The 17,801-nt window shown below is 40.4% G+C and carries 13 protein-coding genes; 4 read left to right on the top strand and 9 right to left on the bottom strand.

The genetic code is table 11. The annotated features are described in order from the left end of the window. Positions 1-3: 3 nt before the first annotated feature. Entirely contained in the window at positions 4-627 is a 624-nt protein-coding gene (locus tag ACKTT2_RS47155; RefSeq protein WP_407899796.1) for a DUF3859 domain-containing protein, read from the bottom strand. A 140-nt stretch (positions 628-767) separates the two neighbouring features. On the opposite strand from ACKTT2_RS47155, the gene ACKTT2_RS47160 reads away from it, so the two are divergent. Both ACKTT2_RS47160 and ACKTT2_RS47165 read left to right on the top strand, forming a co-directional pair. After that, the gene (locus tag ACKTT2_RS47160) at positions 768-3,335 is read left to right on the top strand and encodes a protein kinase domain-containing protein (RefSeq protein WP_407899798.1); all 2,568 of its coding nucleotides are present in this window, start codon (positions 768-770) and stop codon (positions 3,333-3,335) included. Between the two features lie 76 nt (positions 3,336-3,411). After that, positions 3,412-4,155, top strand: coding sequence for a DnaJ C-terminal domain-containing protein (locus tag ACKTT2_RS47165; RefSeq protein ID WP_407899801.1), 744 nt, complete (start codon positions 3,412-3,414; stop codon positions 4,153-4,155). Between the two features lie 414 nt (positions 4,156-4,569). Here ACKTT2_RS47165 and ACKTT2_RS47170 read toward each other — a convergent pair whose 3' ends face one another. Next, positions 4,570-5,514: an NAD-dependent epimerase/dehydratase family protein gene (locus ACKTT2_RS47170; protein ID WP_407899803.1), complete on the bottom strand. Its 945-nt coding sequence runs from the start codon at positions 5,512-5,514 to the stop codon at positions 4,570-4,572. An 87-nt stretch (positions 5,515-5,601) separates the two neighbouring features. Next, entirely contained in the window at positions 5,602-6,657 is a 1,056-nt protein-coding gene (hemE, locus tag ACKTT2_RS47175; protein WP_407899805.1) for a uroporphyrinogen decarboxylase, read from the bottom strand. 321 nt (positions 6,658-6,978) lie between these two features. Here hemE and ACKTT2_RS47180 point away from each other — a divergent pair, with 321 nt between their 5' ends. Beyond that, positions 6,979-7,611, top strand: coding sequence for a hypothetical protein (locus ACKTT2_RS47180; RefSeq protein WP_407899941.1), 633 nt, complete (start codon positions 6,979-6,981; stop codon positions 7,609-7,611). Further along, positions 7,604-9,670 carry a S9 family peptidase gene (locus tag ACKTT2_RS47185; RefSeq protein ID WP_407899807.1) on the top strand — a complete coding sequence of 689 codons (2,067 nt, stop codon included), beginning with the start codon at positions 7,604-7,606 and terminating at the stop codon, positions 9,668-9,670. Before ACKTT2_RS47180 ends, ACKTT2_RS47185 begins: the two co-directional genes overlap by 8 nt. 305 nt (positions 9,671-9,975) lie before the next feature. Here ACKTT2_RS47185 and ACKTT2_RS47190 read toward each other — a convergent pair whose 3' ends face one another. The 6 genes from ACKTT2_RS47190 to ACKTT2_RS47215 form a co-directional block, all read right to left on the bottom strand. After that, the gene (locus ACKTT2_RS47190; protein ID WP_407899809.1) at positions 9,976-10,836 is read right to left on the bottom strand and encodes an energy-coupling factor transporter transmembrane component T family protein; all 861 of its coding nucleotides are present in this window, start codon (positions 10,834-10,836) and stop codon (positions 9,976-9,978) included. Positions 10,837-11,132: 296 nt separating this feature from the next. Next, the gene (locus tag ACKTT2_RS47195; protein ID WP_407899811.1) at positions 11,133-12,851 is read right to left on the bottom strand and encodes an ABC transporter ATP-binding protein; all 1,719 of its coding nucleotides are present in this window, start codon (positions 12,849-12,851) and stop codon (positions 11,133-11,135) included. A 5-nt stretch (positions 12,852-12,856) separates the two neighbouring features. Next, on the bottom strand, positions 12,857-13,642 hold the full coding sequence (locus tag ACKTT2_RS47200) for a hypothetical protein (RefSeq protein WP_407899813.1): 786 nt from the start codon (positions 13,640-13,642) through the stop codon (positions 12,857-12,859). A gap of 413 nt (positions 13,643-14,055) precedes the next feature. After that, on the bottom strand, positions 14,056-15,030 hold the full coding sequence (locus ACKTT2_RS47205; RefSeq protein ID WP_407899815.1) for a S66 peptidase family protein: 975 nt from the start codon (positions 15,028-15,030) through the stop codon (positions 14,056-14,058). Between the two features lie 24 nt (positions 15,031-15,054). Continuing rightward, complete coding sequence (locus ACKTT2_RS47210) at positions 15,055-16,203, bottom strand: peptidoglycan-binding protein (protein WP_407899943.1); 1,149 nt, start codon at positions 16,201-16,203, stop codon at positions 15,055-15,057. Positions 16,204-16,500: 297 nt separating this feature from the next. Further along, positions 16,501-17,571, bottom strand: coding sequence for a DMT family transporter (locus ACKTT2_RS47215; protein ID WP_407899817.1), 1,071 nt, complete (start codon positions 17,569-17,571; stop codon positions 16,501-16,503). Positions 17,572-17,801 lie beyond the last annotated feature (230 nt).

Consider the following 17,801-nt stretch of genomic DNA (forward strand, 5'->3'; position numbering starts at 1 on the left):
CTATTATTTAACTTCAAATACGGCTTCGCTGAGTTGACGATTTTGGAGAAACATTTGTACCTTCCATTGACCTGGAGTAGATGTAGAATTTAGATTATAACGACATTGAGTATTCCAGATAGATTTGTCAATTTCACGGGTTTGATAGCGGTTTTGTTTGACAATTTGACCGCTAGGATCGATCCAATTGCACGATAAATCCAATTTTTGATTTAATGGTGCATCTTTTAACGTTACGCGATAAAAGAGTTCTGGGTTGTTCTGGCGGGAGATACTTGTCAAATCACTACCATTATCTCTTGTAAGGGTAATACGGTCTGTTTGGGCGACAACTCTCGCAAGAGCAGAATTTTGCTGTTGGATAGCAAAGACAATACCAACAATGACTATTATGACAGCAGCGATCGCTCCAATCGCGATCGTGCGATTGCGTTTTTGCTGTACTTCCAAAGCTTGGCGACGCCGTACTTGAACCAATGCTTCATCAAGTAAATCTGGAGCAAGACCTAATTCTTGTAAAATTTCCTTAACTTGTTCGGGTTCAATTTCTGCTTCCCGACGTGTTTGCAGCCTTTCTACTTCAGCAACGATCTGCGTGAGTTGTTCTGTCGTTAGTTTCTGGGTCATGATATCGCAATCCTATACTAGGATGTGAAAAACTGAGTTCTCAACAACTTTTACATACGCTGTTGGCAAATGATGCCTACCTCGTTCCCAGGCTCCCACCTGGGAATGCTTTTCTGTACTTGGAAGTACACGCATTAACTGTGATTGGGATCACTGCTAAAAAAACGACTGGAGGTAAAAAATATATCATCTTGAGTATTGAGGAAAGGTGTAGTAATATGCTCAAGTTGAGTAATTACGAAATTATTGACGAAATTTACATCAGTAGTAATACTGTTATATTTAAAGGAGCGTTTATACATAATAAAAAACAAGTCATTATTAAAACATATAAAAACCAACACCCTTCCTTAGAAGAATTAACTCTATTGAAACATGAATATCAAATAGCTAAAGATTTAAATATAGAAGGAATTGTTAAGCCATATAGTTTAGAAAGCTATAATAATGAGCTATCTTTAATACTAGAATATTTTGACGGGCGATCCTTAGATCGGCTGATTGAATGTCAAAAATTTGAATTAAGAGATTTTTTAGAAATAGCAATTCAACTAGCATGCACTTTATCAGAGTTGCATAAAAATCAAATTATTCATAAAGATATAAAAAGTTCAAATATTCTGCTTAATGTAGAAACTAAGCAAGCAAAAATTATAGATTTTGCGATCGCCACTCGTTGGTCGTCAGACAATCCAAATACTAGCAGTACAAACACCCTTGAAGGGACTCTTGCCTATATGTCGCCAGAACAGACTGGCAGAATGAATCGTCAAATAGATTATCGGACTGACTATTACTCCTTAGGTGTCACCTTCTATGAAATGCTGACTGGTCAGTTGCCTTTTGTGGCAACAGATCCAATGGAACTCATTCACTGTCACATTGCTAAAAAACCAGTTCCACCTCATGAGATGAACTTAGAAATTCCAGAGATAGTTTCTGAGATTATTGTGAAATTACTAGCGAAAAATCCAGAAGATAGATATCAAAGTGCTTTGGGGCTAAAATACGACTTAGAATTTTGTTTAACTCAATTTACCAATACAGGTAAAATTTCCTGTTTCATTATTGGAGAAAAAGATTTATTGAGCGAATCATGTATTACTCAAAGTATAGACGACGAAGTACCAAAATTAGATTCTACTTCCGAGCAGCTTCAAATTAATAAAACGACAAGATTAACAGCTAAAGAAGCCTTAAATATTATAGATTTATCAACTATAATAAAAGTTTCTTGTGCTATTTCAGAAGAAATTTGTTTAAATAAGTTATTAGACAAGTTAATGCATATTTTAATTGAAAATGCAGGAGCACAAAGAGGGTTACTTGTTTTAAAAAAATTAGGAAAATTAGTTTTAGCTGCTAAAGGATCTCTAGAATCAGAGCAATCAGTATTAATTCCTTCTATCCCTATTCAAGAAAGCCTCGATCTACCTATTTCTATTATTGAATGGGTTGCTAGCAATCAAGAAATTTTAGTCTTTGATAACACAATTCAAGAGCCTTTATGCGATAAAGATCCCTATATTCTCAAGCACCAACCCCAATCAATTCTTTGTTTGCCAATTATTTATCAAAATAATTTAACGGGAGTGTTATATCTAGAAAATTCTATAACTCAAGGTGCTTTTACACGCGATCGTCTCAAAGTTTTATCGCTGCTGTGTACGCAAGTTGCTATCTCAATTGAAAATGCTAATCTTTATAGCCATTTGCAGAGTCATTCTCAAGAACTAGAGGAAAAAAATCAAGCTTTACAGGAATCAGAAGCTAGAGAAAGGGAAAAAGCAAGACAATTAGAAGCAACATTGCAGCAACTGCAAAAGACACAGCTACAACTCATACAAAATGAAAAGTTGTGCAGTTTAGGACAAATGGTAGCAGGTATTGCTCACGAAATTAATAATCCAGTAACCTTTATAACTGCCAATCTGTCTCATACAAGTAATTATACTGTAGATTTGTTACATCTCGTTAACCTATACCAGTTCCACTATCCCAACCCAGTCAATGACATTAAAGACGAGATAGAAGCAATGGACTTGGAGTTTCTCCGAGAAGATTTGCCAAAAATGCTGAAATCATTAAAAGTGGGGGCAGACCGGATTAAGGAAATTATCCGCAATTTGCGTAATTTTTCGAGACAGGATTCATCCGAACTGACGCTGCAAGATATTCATGAAGGAATCGATACGAATTTGATGATCCTGCAACACCGTCTCAAAGCTCAACCTCACAGACCTGCCATTGAAGTGATTAAAGATTATAGCGATTTACCGATGGTACAGTGCTATGCCGGATTACTCAATCAAGTTTTTATGAATCTTCTAGCTAATGCAATTGATGCGTTGGAAGGGACTGGAGATTGGGGACTAGCGACTAGGAATCAACAATACCGAACCCCAACTCCCCAAATTTATATTCGCACAGAAATATCAGAGAGCGATCGCGTGACAATTCGGATTACAGATAATGGTTCTGGTATGCCAGAAGAAGTGAGATGTAAGCTGTTTAGCCCGTTCTTTACTACAAAACCGATAGGTAAAGGAACGGGTCTTGGGTTATCAATCAGCCGTCAGATTATAGAGGAAAAGCACAAAGGACAGTTATTCTGTGTTTCCTCACCAGGTCAAGGTGCAGAATTTCTCATAGAAATTCCACTTCGGCAACAGTGCGAAGAAAAGCAGGTGAATGAAATGGTAGTTTAAGTCGATTGTTATTTTGTCCGTATAAAGTGGGTATCTTTAATTATAAGTGAGGAGACCATTTTTTTGAGCTAACGTGATGAAAGCATCTTCCTGGTTAAGTCTAATTACACTCTTTTACGTAGGAATTTCTTGTTTGCGGCATAGACATTCACCAGAAAACTCTTGGATTAGGGAAGTTGCTACGTTACGCAAGCCTCTGATAAATATACAAAATCTAACTCGTTCTCAAATTTGGGGCAACAGTCTCGATTGTTTGAAGCTAGGCTTAGTCGAAATGTTTGTTTACCTCGTTTTATATTATCTAACGAGTCCCATTACTAAGAACGGTTTCCAAGATCCTGTAGCACTGTTTATACAATTTATATTGTTTGTATTGTTCGGCGCAAGTTGTTTTGGATTGGGTTTTGGGCTGTACTTCATTTATGGCTTACTTCAGTGGCAGATCTTTGAATTCATGATTCCTTTCTTACGTTTTATCTTTCAATCTAAATATTTTCAATCTAAATCTGCTACCCCTTGTCCCGATTTACAAATCGATCTTAAAATAACACCCCAAGAAGCCGTTCAGGTCACCGAAAAGGTAGTTGAGTTCTCCCGATGGCAACGGTGTCAATGGTGTAGGGGTCATGGCAAAGAACGAGATAGCTCGGCAATGTGTCTGAATTGCTTGGGGCAAGGTTACCATTATGAATTAGCCTCTGTAAAAGTTCAAATTCCTGCTGGAGTGGGTCATAATACCCGACTGCGTTTGATAGGTGCAGGGAACAGCGATAACCAAGGCAACTCGGGTGATTTATACGTTATCTTAAAAATCCAATAATAGAGCGATTCTAAGGGATTTCCAAGAAATAAATTATCCCGAATTGTGGGACGGGCGTCCTCGCCCGTTCTATACTGGTAGCGGGCGAGACGCCCCGCAGTCGCCTCAACTCTGGGAACCAGAGCACGGCGCTGCTCTTCGCACCACAACAGAAAGTTGTATATTTTTTTATTTGGAAGTCCCTAACTAGAAGGCAGTACAAATTAATCTGCGTTTATCTGCGTTCATCTGCGGTTCCTTAATTATTTAATCTATTGGAAACGTAGTCTAAAAACTCTTCCATTTCTACTCTAAAATTACCGATATTTGTAGGGTAGACACTGCCTACCATTCGCGCTTTGGTGGGCAGTGCCCACCCTACTGGTCACTGGTCACTGGTCACTGGTCACTGGTCACTGGTCACTGGTCAGGTGATTACACACCACTAATTTTTAAGACATCACTCATAGTTTCGCAATAATTTGGTAATGCAAAACTTGCAGGATTAACAACAGTTTTGTAAGTAAAATGCCGATAGTTCATACAGAACCTATCCCAAGCAGCCATCTGGATTCGGAACAAAACGATAATTAAGTTCGCTAATGACACCGATAAAGGAATGCGAAAGTAAATTTTTTTCCCTAGATAGTTACAAACCTCTTGAATAGCTCGATCGGCAGTTATTTGATTCTGACCTAACACAAATCGACGTGTTTTTTCTTCTTTTGGCGGATTATCTATCAAATATTTCACAACAGTAGCAATATCTTGCCCGTGAATAAAGTGAAAGCTACCATCAGCACTTAAAAAGCGGATTAAATTTATATATTTCGTAATTTCTGGAATACCGGATGTTGCGTGTGAGTAAGGTTTTTTGCTGTCGCCACCCAACACTAAAGTTGGAAACACGGAAGTGACTTTAGGTGCGATCGCTAATTGTGATATCTTTTGCAAGCAATCATATTTGGAACGGATATAATCTGTCCCTATTTCTCCTGCTTCTTTTAATGGTTGGTTATGACTATCCAAGACACTAGCAGTGGAAAAATAGATAACTTGTTCGCATTTTTGTGGGTCTAACAAGTTAAGCAATTCTAAAGTTTTAAATACATTAATATTATATGTTTCTTCTCCACCCCAAGCCGTTGCTGTTAATACAGCAACATCTACTGTTTTCAACAAATCAGCAAATTGCCCTATTTCTTGCATATCACCTTGCAATACAGTGACACCAGGACGTGCTTGCGTATCAACTTGCAGTTTTTTAGGATTTCTGACCAATAGATACAGCTCGTGGTTTGTTTGTTGTATTAAAGTTTCGCTTATATAGTGACCGATACAACCGCTTGCACCCGTCACAAAAATCTTCTTCTGACCCATAATGAAATTATGAATTGTGAGTTATGAATTATGAAGTATAAAAGATAAAAAAGTTTCATAATTCATAATTTATACTTCATAATTTACTCACACAGCCACTGCATTGAGATTTTTTGCTGTCTCAAAGAAGAAAGCTACGTTGTCCTCTGGTGTTTCTGGCATAACACCATGACCGAGGTTAAGAATGTGTCCTTTGTTACCTGCTTTGCGAACGGTATCGAGAATGCGATCGCGAATAAACTCCTTGGAACCGAATAGCACCCCAGGGTCAAGATTTCCTTGCACTTTCATTTGCCTACCCAATCTTTCCCGTGCATCTGCCATGTCTACTGTCCAGTCTACACTGATGATATCAGCACCCGATTGGGACATTCTTTCCAGCAAACCAGCGCTACCACTGACCAGTAGAATTAAGGGCGTCTCTGGATGAGTTGCCTTAACTTGCTGGAAAACTCTTTGCTGGTAGGGGAGGGCAAAGACTTCGTAATCTTGAGGGCTTAATTGACCTGCCCACGAGTCAAACATTTGTACTACTTGAGCGCCACAGTCAATTTGGTAGCGGACATAGGTAGCGATGGAGTCTGCCAATTTTTCCAGCAACTGATGCAGGATAATTGGATTTGAGAACGCCATATTTTTGATTATGGAATAGGTTTTAGAACCTTTTCCTTCCACAGCATATGCTGCCAATGTCCAGGGCGCACCCACAAAGCCCAAAACTGTTGATTTGTTGCCTACTTCCTGCCGTAACGCCCTTAATATTGGTTTAATGAACGGCAGGGATTCCTCTGGTTCTAGAGGGTGCAGGTTTTCAATTTGCTCGGATGTACGGATAGGCGAGTAAATAATAGGACCTTTGCCTTCCGCGATATCCATATCAATGCCTATACCAGGAAGCGGTGTAACAATGTCTGAGAACAAAATCACTCCATCTGGTTGAAAAGCTTTCCAAGGTTGCAAGGATATTTCAATCGCTACTTCCGGTATTTCCGAGCGATCGCGAAAAGAAGGGTACTTCTCCCTTAAATCTCGATAAGCTTTCATATATCGTCCCGCTTGTCGCATCATCCATACAGGAGGACGATCTAAAACTTCGCCACGAGCTGCTCTAAGGAGAAATGGATCGTTAGAGGAAACACCCATTTAATAATTCATCCTAAAATCTTTTTTGTCATTGTTTAGCTTATCATTCCCTCTTTGTTCTTTTTCCACGAGAAATACCTTTTGGGGCTGTTCGCAAAACTTCTTATAAAATTCTTGACCAAATGCAAAGTTTTAAGAAGGAAATATTGACAAATTGGGGATTGGGGAACTCAGTGTCCCCTCCTTGTTGAGGGGTAATGGGGATTAGTTGTTAGTTTTAAATTGTTTACAAATGACAAATGACAAATGACAAAGGACAAATAACAAATGTTTTTGATACCGCGATCGCAACGCCAAAAATTTTTCCTACTCTTCTGTTTAATGACAGTCCTGGGATGGGTTGTGGGCGGAATAGCTAGTATAGCGATAGAAAAGACCTTTGCACGGACATTATCACCCGAGCTTCTTCAACAACCGAGATGGAACGCCTTGGGAAGTTACATCAGCAGTTGCGTGTTTGCACTGATTTATGGGATAGATCAAGCGCTTGTTGTTAGACAATATACATCGGGTTGGTTGTGGGCGATCGCAACGAGTTTGGGTTGGTTGGTTTCCACTAACGTTTCCACAGCTTGGATTGACTACATCTCGGCGATCGCTTCGTCTTTAAACAGAACTCTTACTTTTCAAGACGCTGTAATTTTTGGAATTTTGTCAACTTTTGCGTACATTTTGTCAGGAATTTGGCTGGGTTTTTTCCAATGGTTAGTGTTGCGACGATATACATCTGGTGCTTGGTGGTGGAATTTTCTACCTTCAGCTGCATTTTTACTGATTAGTTTGATGATAGGAGTGCTGTCTTTTGTGCAAGATTTTCTTCCTGCATTGAACCGAGATCGGGTAGTGTATTTGAGCGGACAGGGATTTACAGCTATTATTCTGGGAATTATCCCAGCCATTGGCTTTTGTACCCTAAAAACAAAACATCGGATACAGATTGACGAAGATGACTAAAGACAATGCTTTGCAAAAGACCCTCACTCCACCCACAGCGCCCAAAAAACCTCATGTTTTAGAATTACACGGCGATCGACGCATTGATAACTACTTTTGGATGCGCGATCTAGATAATCCAGAAACCATCGCTTATCTAGAAGCTGAAAATGCTTACACGGAAGCGATGATGCAGCATACAAAAGCATTGCAAACCAAACTTTACGAAGAAATGCTAGCTCGCATCAAAGAAACAGACTTATCAGTACCCTATCGTAAAGATAAGTATTATTATTATTCGCGTACTGAAGAAGGTAAAGCATATCCAATACACTGTCGCAAACAAGGTAGCCTTGAAGCCCCTGAAGAAGTGCTGTTAGACCAAAATGAGTTAGCACTAGAGCAGGAATTTTGTAGTTTGGGCGTTTTGAGCGTTAGTCCCAATCACCAGCTTCTAGCTTACTCAGTTGATACAAGTGGAGCCGAGCAATACACGCTTTTCTTTCTCGATCTAGCCACAAAAGAGCTTTACCCAGAAACAATCCCCGAAACCTATTATTCATTTACCTGGGCAAATGACAATAAAACTGTATTCTACACCAAAATCGATCCGGCAAATCGTCCTTTCCAACTTTTTAGACACACTTTAGGAACTTCTGTAGACGAAGACGTTCTCATTTTTCACGAACCAGATGATGCTTTCTTTTTGGAAGTTGGTAAAACGAGAAGTGAAGCATATATCATGATGAGTTTGGGTAGTCAAATTACATCAGAAATCTATTACTTAGATGCCAACGATCCTAATGGAACCTTTCAACTTTTTCTCCCACGCAAAACTGGGGTATTGTACGATCTCGACCATCACAGCGATTCCTTTTACATAGTTACGAACGATGAAGCAATTAACTTTAAACTGATGAAAACTCCTGTTGCCTTACCAACACAAGAAAATTGGCAAACTGTTATTCCCCATCGAGAAGATATAATGCTTGCGGGCATTAGCTTGTTTGCTAACTACATGGTCATTTATGAAAGGCAAGGCGGGTTACCTATCGGACGAGTTCAAAATTTATCGACAGGAAACATTCATCAAATTTCTTTTCCAGAACCAACCTATGATTTCTATGAAAGCAGTAACCCAGAATTTCATACAACAACCTTGCGATTTAATTACACCTCTTTCACCACTCCTCATTCTGTGTTTGACTATGACATGGAAACAAATCAGCGGGAGTTGAAAAAAGAAATAGAAGTTCTGGGTGGATACGATCGCAGTCAGTACCAAAGTGAGTGGTTGGTTGCTACCTCTGCTGATGGAACAAAAGTTCCCATATCGATTGTTTACAAAAAGGGCATTCAAAAAGATGGGAAAAATGCACTTTTCTTAACAGGATATGGTTCTTACGGTTATCCTTCCTCATCGGGCTTTTCCTCCAATCGACTCTCATTATTAGATCGTGGAGTTGTGTTTGCCATTGCCCATATTCGCGGTGGAGGTGAAATGGGACGGAAGTGGTATGAAAATGGCAAATTTTTGCAGAAAAAGAACACCTTTACTGATTTTATTGCTTGTGCTGAGTACTTAATTAGCGAACAATGGACATCAAGCGATCGCCTTGTTATTTCTGGTGGAAGTGCAGGTGGCTTATTAATGGGAGCAGTGATGAATATGCGTCCCGATCTTTTTAAAGCCGTCATTGCTGATGTACCCTTTGTAGATGTAGTAACAACCATATTGGATACCTCTTTACCCCTCTCAGTGACAGAATGGGAAGAATGGGGCAATCCAAACGATAAAGTTTATTACGACTACATAAAATCCTACTCTCCCTATGACAACGTTGAAGCCAAAGATTACCCAGATACTTTAATTTTAGCCGGGTTAAATGACTCTCGTGTCAAATATTGGGAACCAGCAAAATGGACGATAAAATTGCGAGAACTTAAAACAGACAATAACATTCTCCTGCTCAGAACCAACATGGGTGCAGGGCATAGCGGTGCATCAGGACGTTATGAAAGTTTGAAGGAACTCGCTTTTGAATATGCCTTTGTTTTGGATAGACTTGGTTTAGCTTAAGAGGATGTTTGTCAAGTCTACCGCTATCTCAAGATTGGAACTAGCCCCCCTTCCCAAGGGGGGAAATCTTTAAAACATCTTCTATAGGACTCCTATTTGATTTTTGAACTATACGTAGGGTGGGCTATGCCGCACAAAAACCTTATGTGGTGGGCATAGCCCTACCTACAGTACTTAAAATTTTTCAAAAATCATTTATGATTCCTATAGGTATTTCCAAGCAATAAATTATCAATCTTGTAGGATGGGCGTCCTCGCCCGTCCTATAAAAATACTGCTTCAATAGTCGATGTTGTAGCCTGTGTTTAAGAATAAATTAGCCAAGCAAACTGACCAACACCGAATCCGAAATAGACAATTAAAGCTAAGATAAATAATCCAACGCTGCTTCCCACGATCCAATAGTCAGTAGTCCTAAGTATAGACTCGTGAAGATAAGTCCTCTGAGAACTTCCAGAAAAAGCTTTTGATTGTAATACTACTTCTAATGTTTGGGATTTAGTCATTGCATTTAGAATAAGGGGGACTGCAACGGTAGCATAAACGCGAATACGCTGCAACCAAACCATTTTTTCAAAAGCTAGTCCTCTTAATCTTTGAGCTTCAATAATCGATTGAATTTCTTCAAAAAGAACGGGGAAAAATCGTAAAGTAGACGAAAAAATAAACACAATTTTATAAGGTATTTTAGCCTTAACCATACTGACAATCATCTGATTGACATCAGTTGTGAAAATTCCTAATGGAATAACTAGAACCATTGTCAAGGTTTTAAATATGACATTTATTCCATATAAAATTCCTTCCACTGACATTTTTGCCCCACCAAGAAACCACCAACTGGTAGGTATAGTCAACATAGTAGTTAATTCTTCCTTGTGGGTTAACAATTTCACTTGAGAAACATTAAACAAACCCATACTCAATAATAGGAATATATAAAAAGGAAGCATAATTTTCAAAAGAGTTCCCAAATAATTTAACTTGACTCCTGCTACGAGACAAGCAAGGGCAACACTTAAAGTCAAAAGACCTTCAGTAATAGGGCTTTCCCAAATGAAAGCAATTAGGGTAATTACTCCTATCATCACCAATTTTGTACGAAAATCTATACGAGTAAAAATGGAATCTCGCTTTACAGTCTGAAAATTTTTAATTCCCATCATCCCATCTCCTAAATAAAATAATGAGATATAGCAGTCCTATTTAAATTGGAAAAATTATGAACCGCTAAGACGCAAAGAGCGCGAAGAAAAGAGAGAATTTTACAAATGATTTAGGATTTCTACGTAAGAGGTTGTTTGAAAATCGGATTTACCCCCCTTAATCCCCCCTTATAAAGGGGGGAAACTTCCCTCCCCTTTACAAGGGGAGGGTTAGGGTGGGGTAAAAACGACGCTCAAATCTCTGTTTGTTACCTATTTTAGACTCACATACACACAGTAGCTTGAAAAGGGGGGTATCAGAAAGAGCACTTAAAACAATCAGCCAACTCTTGAGGAGTCAATAAAGGATAAGGTTGATTAGTCAGTTCAGAAAGTTTTTGCGATAACAAAACTGCTTGCGGGGGAGTTAAAAAGGTTAATTGTAATAATTCCGTCTCATGATAAGCTTGACGTATAGGCGCGTCGAGAAGAACAGTTCCTTTTCCCATCACAATAACCCGTTGGGCATATTCAGTCATTAAATATAAATGATGAGTAATGACAATTATGGTTTTTCCCTGCTCGTGTAGTTGACGGCTTACATCTAAAATTGAGCAAGCTCCTCGATAATCCTGTCCGATGGTCGGTTCATCGAAAATAATAATTTCTGGGTTCATTGCTAAAATAGCAGCAATTACAATCCGAGCGCGATCGCCTTTAGGTAAAGCAAGGGGATGAAGATGTCGCTCTTTCCATAAGTCCATACTTTTCAGGCTGTCATGAGTTCGTTGCTCTAGAGTTTCGCGCGAGTAACCCAGATTTCGTAAAGCAAAGGAGACTTCTTTTTCTACAGTTGTGTTAAAAATTTGGTTATCGGGATTTTGAGCGACATAGCCAATGGAACGAGCTAAACTGCTAACTGACAGGGTACTAGTTTCTTGACCATCAACATAGACCTTTCCTTGAGATGGTTGTAAAAGGTTGAGGAAATGCTTAACTAAGGTACTTTTTCCTGCTCCATTTTGCCCAACAATTAGCATATATTCCCCGCGATGAATATCGAGAGATACATCACGCAATGCTTGTGTGCCATCCTCATAAATATGACTTAGGTTTTGCACGGATAGCAAAGGTGTTTGTGTACTTTTTTCAGCTTGAGAAAATTGAGGGGATGGAACAATTTGATTTTCTGTTGATAATTTACTTAATAAAGGCAATCCTTCAGAGAGAGTCACGGGAATTTGACTTACGGGAATTTTACGTTGCTTGATGAAGTAAAAAGTTTGAGCGACTTGAGGTGGACGCAAATTGTGTTGTTCTAATTGTTCGATCCGAGAATAAATTTGATTGGGCGTTCCCACGTCTAAAAGTTGACCATTAGATAAAAAAGCTAAGCGATCGGCAAATTGAGCCATTTCTTCCGCCGCATGGGAAACCATGACAATTGAAATGCCTAATTCTTGATTGAGTTCTTTGACAGTAGCAAAAACTTCCTCAGAACCAATCGGGTCTAACTGAGAGGTAGGTTCATCGAGAATGAGTAGGGTAGGTTGTAAAGCTAGAGTAGCAGCAATAGCTAAACGTTGTTTTTGTCCGCCAGATAATTCTTGAGGATTTTTTGTTTCGCAGCCTTCTAAGCGAACTGCTTCTAAGACTCGAGGAATCCGCCTCAGAATTTCATCTCTGGGAACGCATAAATTTTCAAGAGCAAAAGCAATTTCATTTTCTACAGAAGTGGAAGTGAGTTGCATTTCGGGGTCTTCAAATACCATTCCCACATAACGTGCTAATTCAGAAATCGGACTATCGAGAGTGTCTTTACCCGCTACGGTAATATGTCCGAAAAAACGTCCTCCGTAAAATTGGGGAACAATTCCATTTAATGCAAGACAAAGTGTAGTTTTACCCGCACCCGTTGGTCCAATAACTCCTAAGAATTCTCCTGAATAAATGTCTAGGGAGATATCTTTTAAGACTGAATCAGAAGAACTTGGATAAAGATAGGAAAATTTTTCTAAAGTGGCGATCGCATTCATTTTGTTTAATAAATAGCTTCTCTAGGTTTCACTAAGTTGATCTCTCTTAGTCCGGAAATGACTCCTGCACCAATAACTGTACCAGCCAGACAACGAATCAAGTTTTCTACAGGTATAATAGGAATGAGGGCAATCCATATCTCTTCCGGCCAATTAAATATGTAGTAAGTTATTGCTGTTAAACTCAGATGAATGACGCCCCAAACTGTCCACGTTCCTAGAAATAAACCCGTTATTAAGGGAATAATCTTCTGACTTGAAATCCATCGAGTAAATAGAGTGCGCGTGGGTAAGGCATATAATAAAAGACCAGACCAATCAACAAAAGACCCTGCAATGATTATTTTTGGATTAACACCATTGTGAAAAGCGTGGTTAGCATACAGAAAAAGCTCAAAGGCGAAAAAAATAGTTAACGCTATCCACCAATATTTGCGTCTGTAACCTAAAACCATCATTCCTGCAGTGAAGCTACCCAGCATTGCTCCCCAAACTGAAAAAATGGGAATACCAGCGGTGTAGGGAGCCAGAAAAGTTCCAATTAACGTACCAATACCACTGGCTAATGCACCAGCAAAAGGTCCGAGTATCCATCCCAGTAGAGGAAAAATACTTTGGCTCAACGGCATTCCTCCTCCCGATGCTAATACGATAGTGAAGGGAATAAAAGCAAGCGCGGTAGTGACTGCTGCTAAAACGACAATGTAGGCGACAGGAGTTCCATCAATAGAGGCGGTACTCGTAATTTGAACTTTCCGTTCTTCTCCTTCGGGAAAATGAGTTAATGTCATAGTTATATATAGTTTTAGTTAGGGCGAAGCGAACAAGTTTGAGCTATGGTGGTTCTATTTTCTTAATTTTATAATTTACAGCCATTTTTAGGTAATTAGACCACATGGAGTAGGGTGGGCGTCCTCGCCCGCCCTCTTATCCACAACGGGCGAGGACGCTCCGCAGTCGCCTCAACGGGGGGAACCCCCGCACGGCGCTGCTCTCCGTACCACAAGAAAATGCTGTGGTTCATTTAGGTGAAAACTGCTGTAAAGTTGAGTTAACAATTGGCTGAAGCGCATGGCGAGCGCAGGTTAGCGCTCGCTTGTGCATTACCCACAAAAGTCCCGCTTCCCAGCTTGGTATTTTGGGAAGTCGCTGCGAGCGATGCTAGCTTCATTTAAGCTCTAATGTATTAGTAGCACTCGTATTATCACCTAATTTGCGTGCAATCTAGTAGACCCCGCTCTGCATCTAGAGTCACCTTCACACCTACAGGTAAAGCAGCGTTCGATCCATCATGACCAAAAGGTAGATCGGAAACCACAGGAATGCCTAAATTACCCAAGCGATCGCGCAAAACTTCTTCAATAGTGAAACTAGGGACATTGGGCGGGGGTTCGCATCGGCTAAAGCGTCCTAAAGCAATACCTCTGACTTTTTGCAAAGCACCACTCATTCGCCATTGAGTTAGTAGTCTGTCTATTCTGTAAGGTGCTTCTGTCACATCTTCCAATGCCAAAATAACACCATCCATATCTGGTTGTAATGGCGTCCCTAAGAGATGAGTTGCCACGGTGAGATTTGCTGGTAATAAAATACCAGTAGCAATTTCACCACCCCAGCCATTACCTTTTAGAGGCGCTAGAGGGCGACCTTCCACCAAATCAAATAATCTTTGAATCGACCACTCTGGTTCTGAAGCTAGAGTTGTCATTACAGGACCGTGAACGCTAGAAATACCGAATGTATAAAGACTCCATAAAAGGGCGGTAATGTCAGAAAAGCCAATCAACCATTTAGGGTTGGGAAGTAAGGGACTCGAAGTTTCTACAGAGTGAGGATCAGAGCTCGCTCGGGAAAATTCTTCCATTGTCCATACCCAGTCTTCAAGAATGCGGGTACTGCCAAAACCACCTCTCGCGCACAAAATACCGCGACATTGAGGTTTTTGCCAAGCCGTTGCTAGTTGATGGCGACGGTTTTCATCTTTACCTGCTAAATATCCCCATTTGTCATCAAATCCTGATACTAACTCAACTTGGTAACCTCGCGATCGCCAGATTTCGACGCCTTTTTCAAACGATTCAAATTCTCTCAAAGCACCACTTGGCGCAATAACGTGCAGCAAATCCCCTGGCTTCAGAGGTTGGGGGACAATTGGAATTGAGCATTGGGCATTGGGCATTGGTCACTGGTCACTGGTCACTGGTCACTGGTCACTGTCTTCTCTTTCCTGAGAGGGTAAGGAACGGATGCGGTTCATTTGTGAAAGAGCGTACTTTGCCGTGGCTTGCACCTCAGCATCGGGATCGTGCATTGCATGAGATACCATTTGGCTCACTTGAGCCATCATGTCATAAATACGAGTCAAATCGCGGATAGCATTTTTCCGCACCTGGGCGCTTTCATCCTGCAATGAAATTGCCAAAGCACGATTCATAGGTTTAAGTGTCCGAGTGCCGATTTCTGCTAAAGCTGCCAAAATTAAGCTACGTTGCTGAGTATCTGCATCTACCATCAATTCCACGAGAGGTTGAACTGCTCTTGAATCTCCCTGTTGTCCCAAATCCCAGATAGCTTTACGGCGTTGGGTGGGATCGGCACTGTGTAAGTCTTCTATCAATTGGTCAATAATATTGACTTTGGCAAGGCGAGAAGTTTTTTCTACTGATAGTAATTGGGGTTGAGGGTTTGCAATTGTTTGTGGTGGGACAAGTTCGGTACTTCTTAAGTATTCTTCGTTCCTAGTAGTCGTGTTTTCTTTTATTGATGCCTGAACGGAGTTAGTATTTTCCTGGCGAGAAGTTTCAATGTAGTTAGCAGGTTTTTTGACTTGACTAAATCCCCTAATAATGTATGCAAGAGCACCAAAACTTCCCAAAGTACCCATAGTGACTAATATCCACCATAGTATATCCTGTTTTTCTTCTGGCTCTATTGTTGTGGCAGTAGATGAGATGGCATTGCTTGCCATAGTCATAGAGGATGTCAAAGGCTTTTTCTTAAAATTTTTTTCGAGATTCTGCTTTGTAACAACTCCAAATACACCGTCTGCAACCAAACCCTTAGCTTGCTGAAACTTGGCGACAGCCATGCTTGTCACCGTACCGTATTTACCATCTATTTCTCCATCGTAGTACCCCAACTCTTTGAGTGAGGTTTGCAGCGTTCTCACTTCTGCACCCGTGCTACCAGGCTGGAGGAGAGTAGAAATATTGACTGTCTCTGTAGAGCTTGCTCGAGCAAGTTCAAAGCTTTTTACAGCTGGGCTAGGGGTAGCTTTGCTTGCTAAATTATGGTCAAGACCTAAGCAAGCAATGCAGGAAACGAGAAGTACAGAGGAACTACGTAGCCCCATATAAATATTCTTAGGTAGGATATGCATTACTAACGCATCAATACCACGGTAACAAGCTATTTTAATGTTAAGTTTTTTCTTGGCTACAAAATAAATAATTCAATACACCCCATTTACCAAGCCGTCTAAAACTCCAACTTTACAGAGCTGCAACTAGCTAGCAGCCTAATAACTCAGCGTACCTAAATAAAAAGCGTAACAGCTGACTATGATTGAAAGATACTATAGCCTGTTCCCAATCTTTCATCAATGTCAAAAATTTTGATAATTCTTTCTTTTTCAGCACTTTTTTTTAAGCTACGGTAAAATTTCTGGTTCTGATTCGCGTAAAGATATAGAGACTCTATTGAGTTTTGTTGCAGAAGCTTCTAATAAAGGTTGCTGTTGTGCGGCGTTCTTCTCGCTTGTCACAAGTTTATTCCCAGATTCAGCTAAAGTATCTCGCTGATTGATAAGATAAATACTGACTAGAGTTAATCCTACTCCAACCCACTGCATTGGGCTTAACACTTCCTGAAGGAGTAAATTACCAAATAGCAAAGCAAAGACAGGTGTGAGGAAGGTCAGAGAGCTTAAACTAGTGAGATTACCGCTAGAGGCAAAATAGAAAAATAAACCGTATGCGATCGCACTTCCAAACACGGTAGCATAACTCAAAGCGAGCCAATCCGAAGGAACGAGATTCTGTATTTGCTCGGATTCCGTGACTGCTGAGACTCCCCATAATGGCAATCCACCTAAAATCATGTGCCATCCTGTAGCAGTTACGGGATCGGCGTGACGACAAACAAAACGAATCAGCACGGTTCCCACTGCCATACTAAGTGCTGCCATAAGCATCAACCATTCTCCACTCTCTAGAAAGGAGTGGGAGAGTGTGGGAGAAAGGGAGAAGGAATGAGAAAGTATACCCAAGATTAACTCATCCGGTAAGCCAATTAAACTAATACCCATCACTCCGAGTGCGAGTCCCAACCATCCCCATAAACCGATGCGTTCTTGAAACAGCCATAAAGACAACAAAGCAACTGCCAAAGGTTGAGAATCAATCATAACAGACCCCAGCCCAGCACCCGTTTTCACCAACCCTTCTGCTAAAAAGCCCTGAAACAGAGTTCCATCTATCAAAGCAAAGAGAGTTATCCACAGCCACGCCAACCATCCTTTCGGCTGAGGTTTACCCATGAATGCTGCTGCTATGAGAATGAGTACCCCTGCTGGTATCAAACGCACCCCTGCTAAAAAGAATGGTGTCGTGTGAGGGATTGCACCTTTCATTGCCACCATTGCAGTACCCCATAAGAAAAATGGAGCTATCAGCAGTATTGGTGCGAAGGGTTGTTGAGATGCACTGAGCTTCAGTTGCATGGGACTTGTTACGCCTTTGTTTTACAATTGCGAGAATCACTTTACACAATTGTACCGAATTATGTTGTTTTGTAAAGTTATACTGGGGACTGAGGATTGGGGATTAGAGATTGGGGACTAGGGATTGGGGACTAAACTATGTTAAGAAATGTAAAGACGACGGAAACTCTTGCCAATGACTATTGACTAATGACAAATGACGACCCTAACTAGTTAACTTTAATTGTGAC

The sequence above is a fragment of the Scytonema hankhaensis NUACC26 genome (assembly GCF_045865695.1).
Classification (GTDB): Bacteria; Cyanobacteriota; Cyanobacteriia; order Cyanobacteriales; family Nostocaceae; genus Scytonema.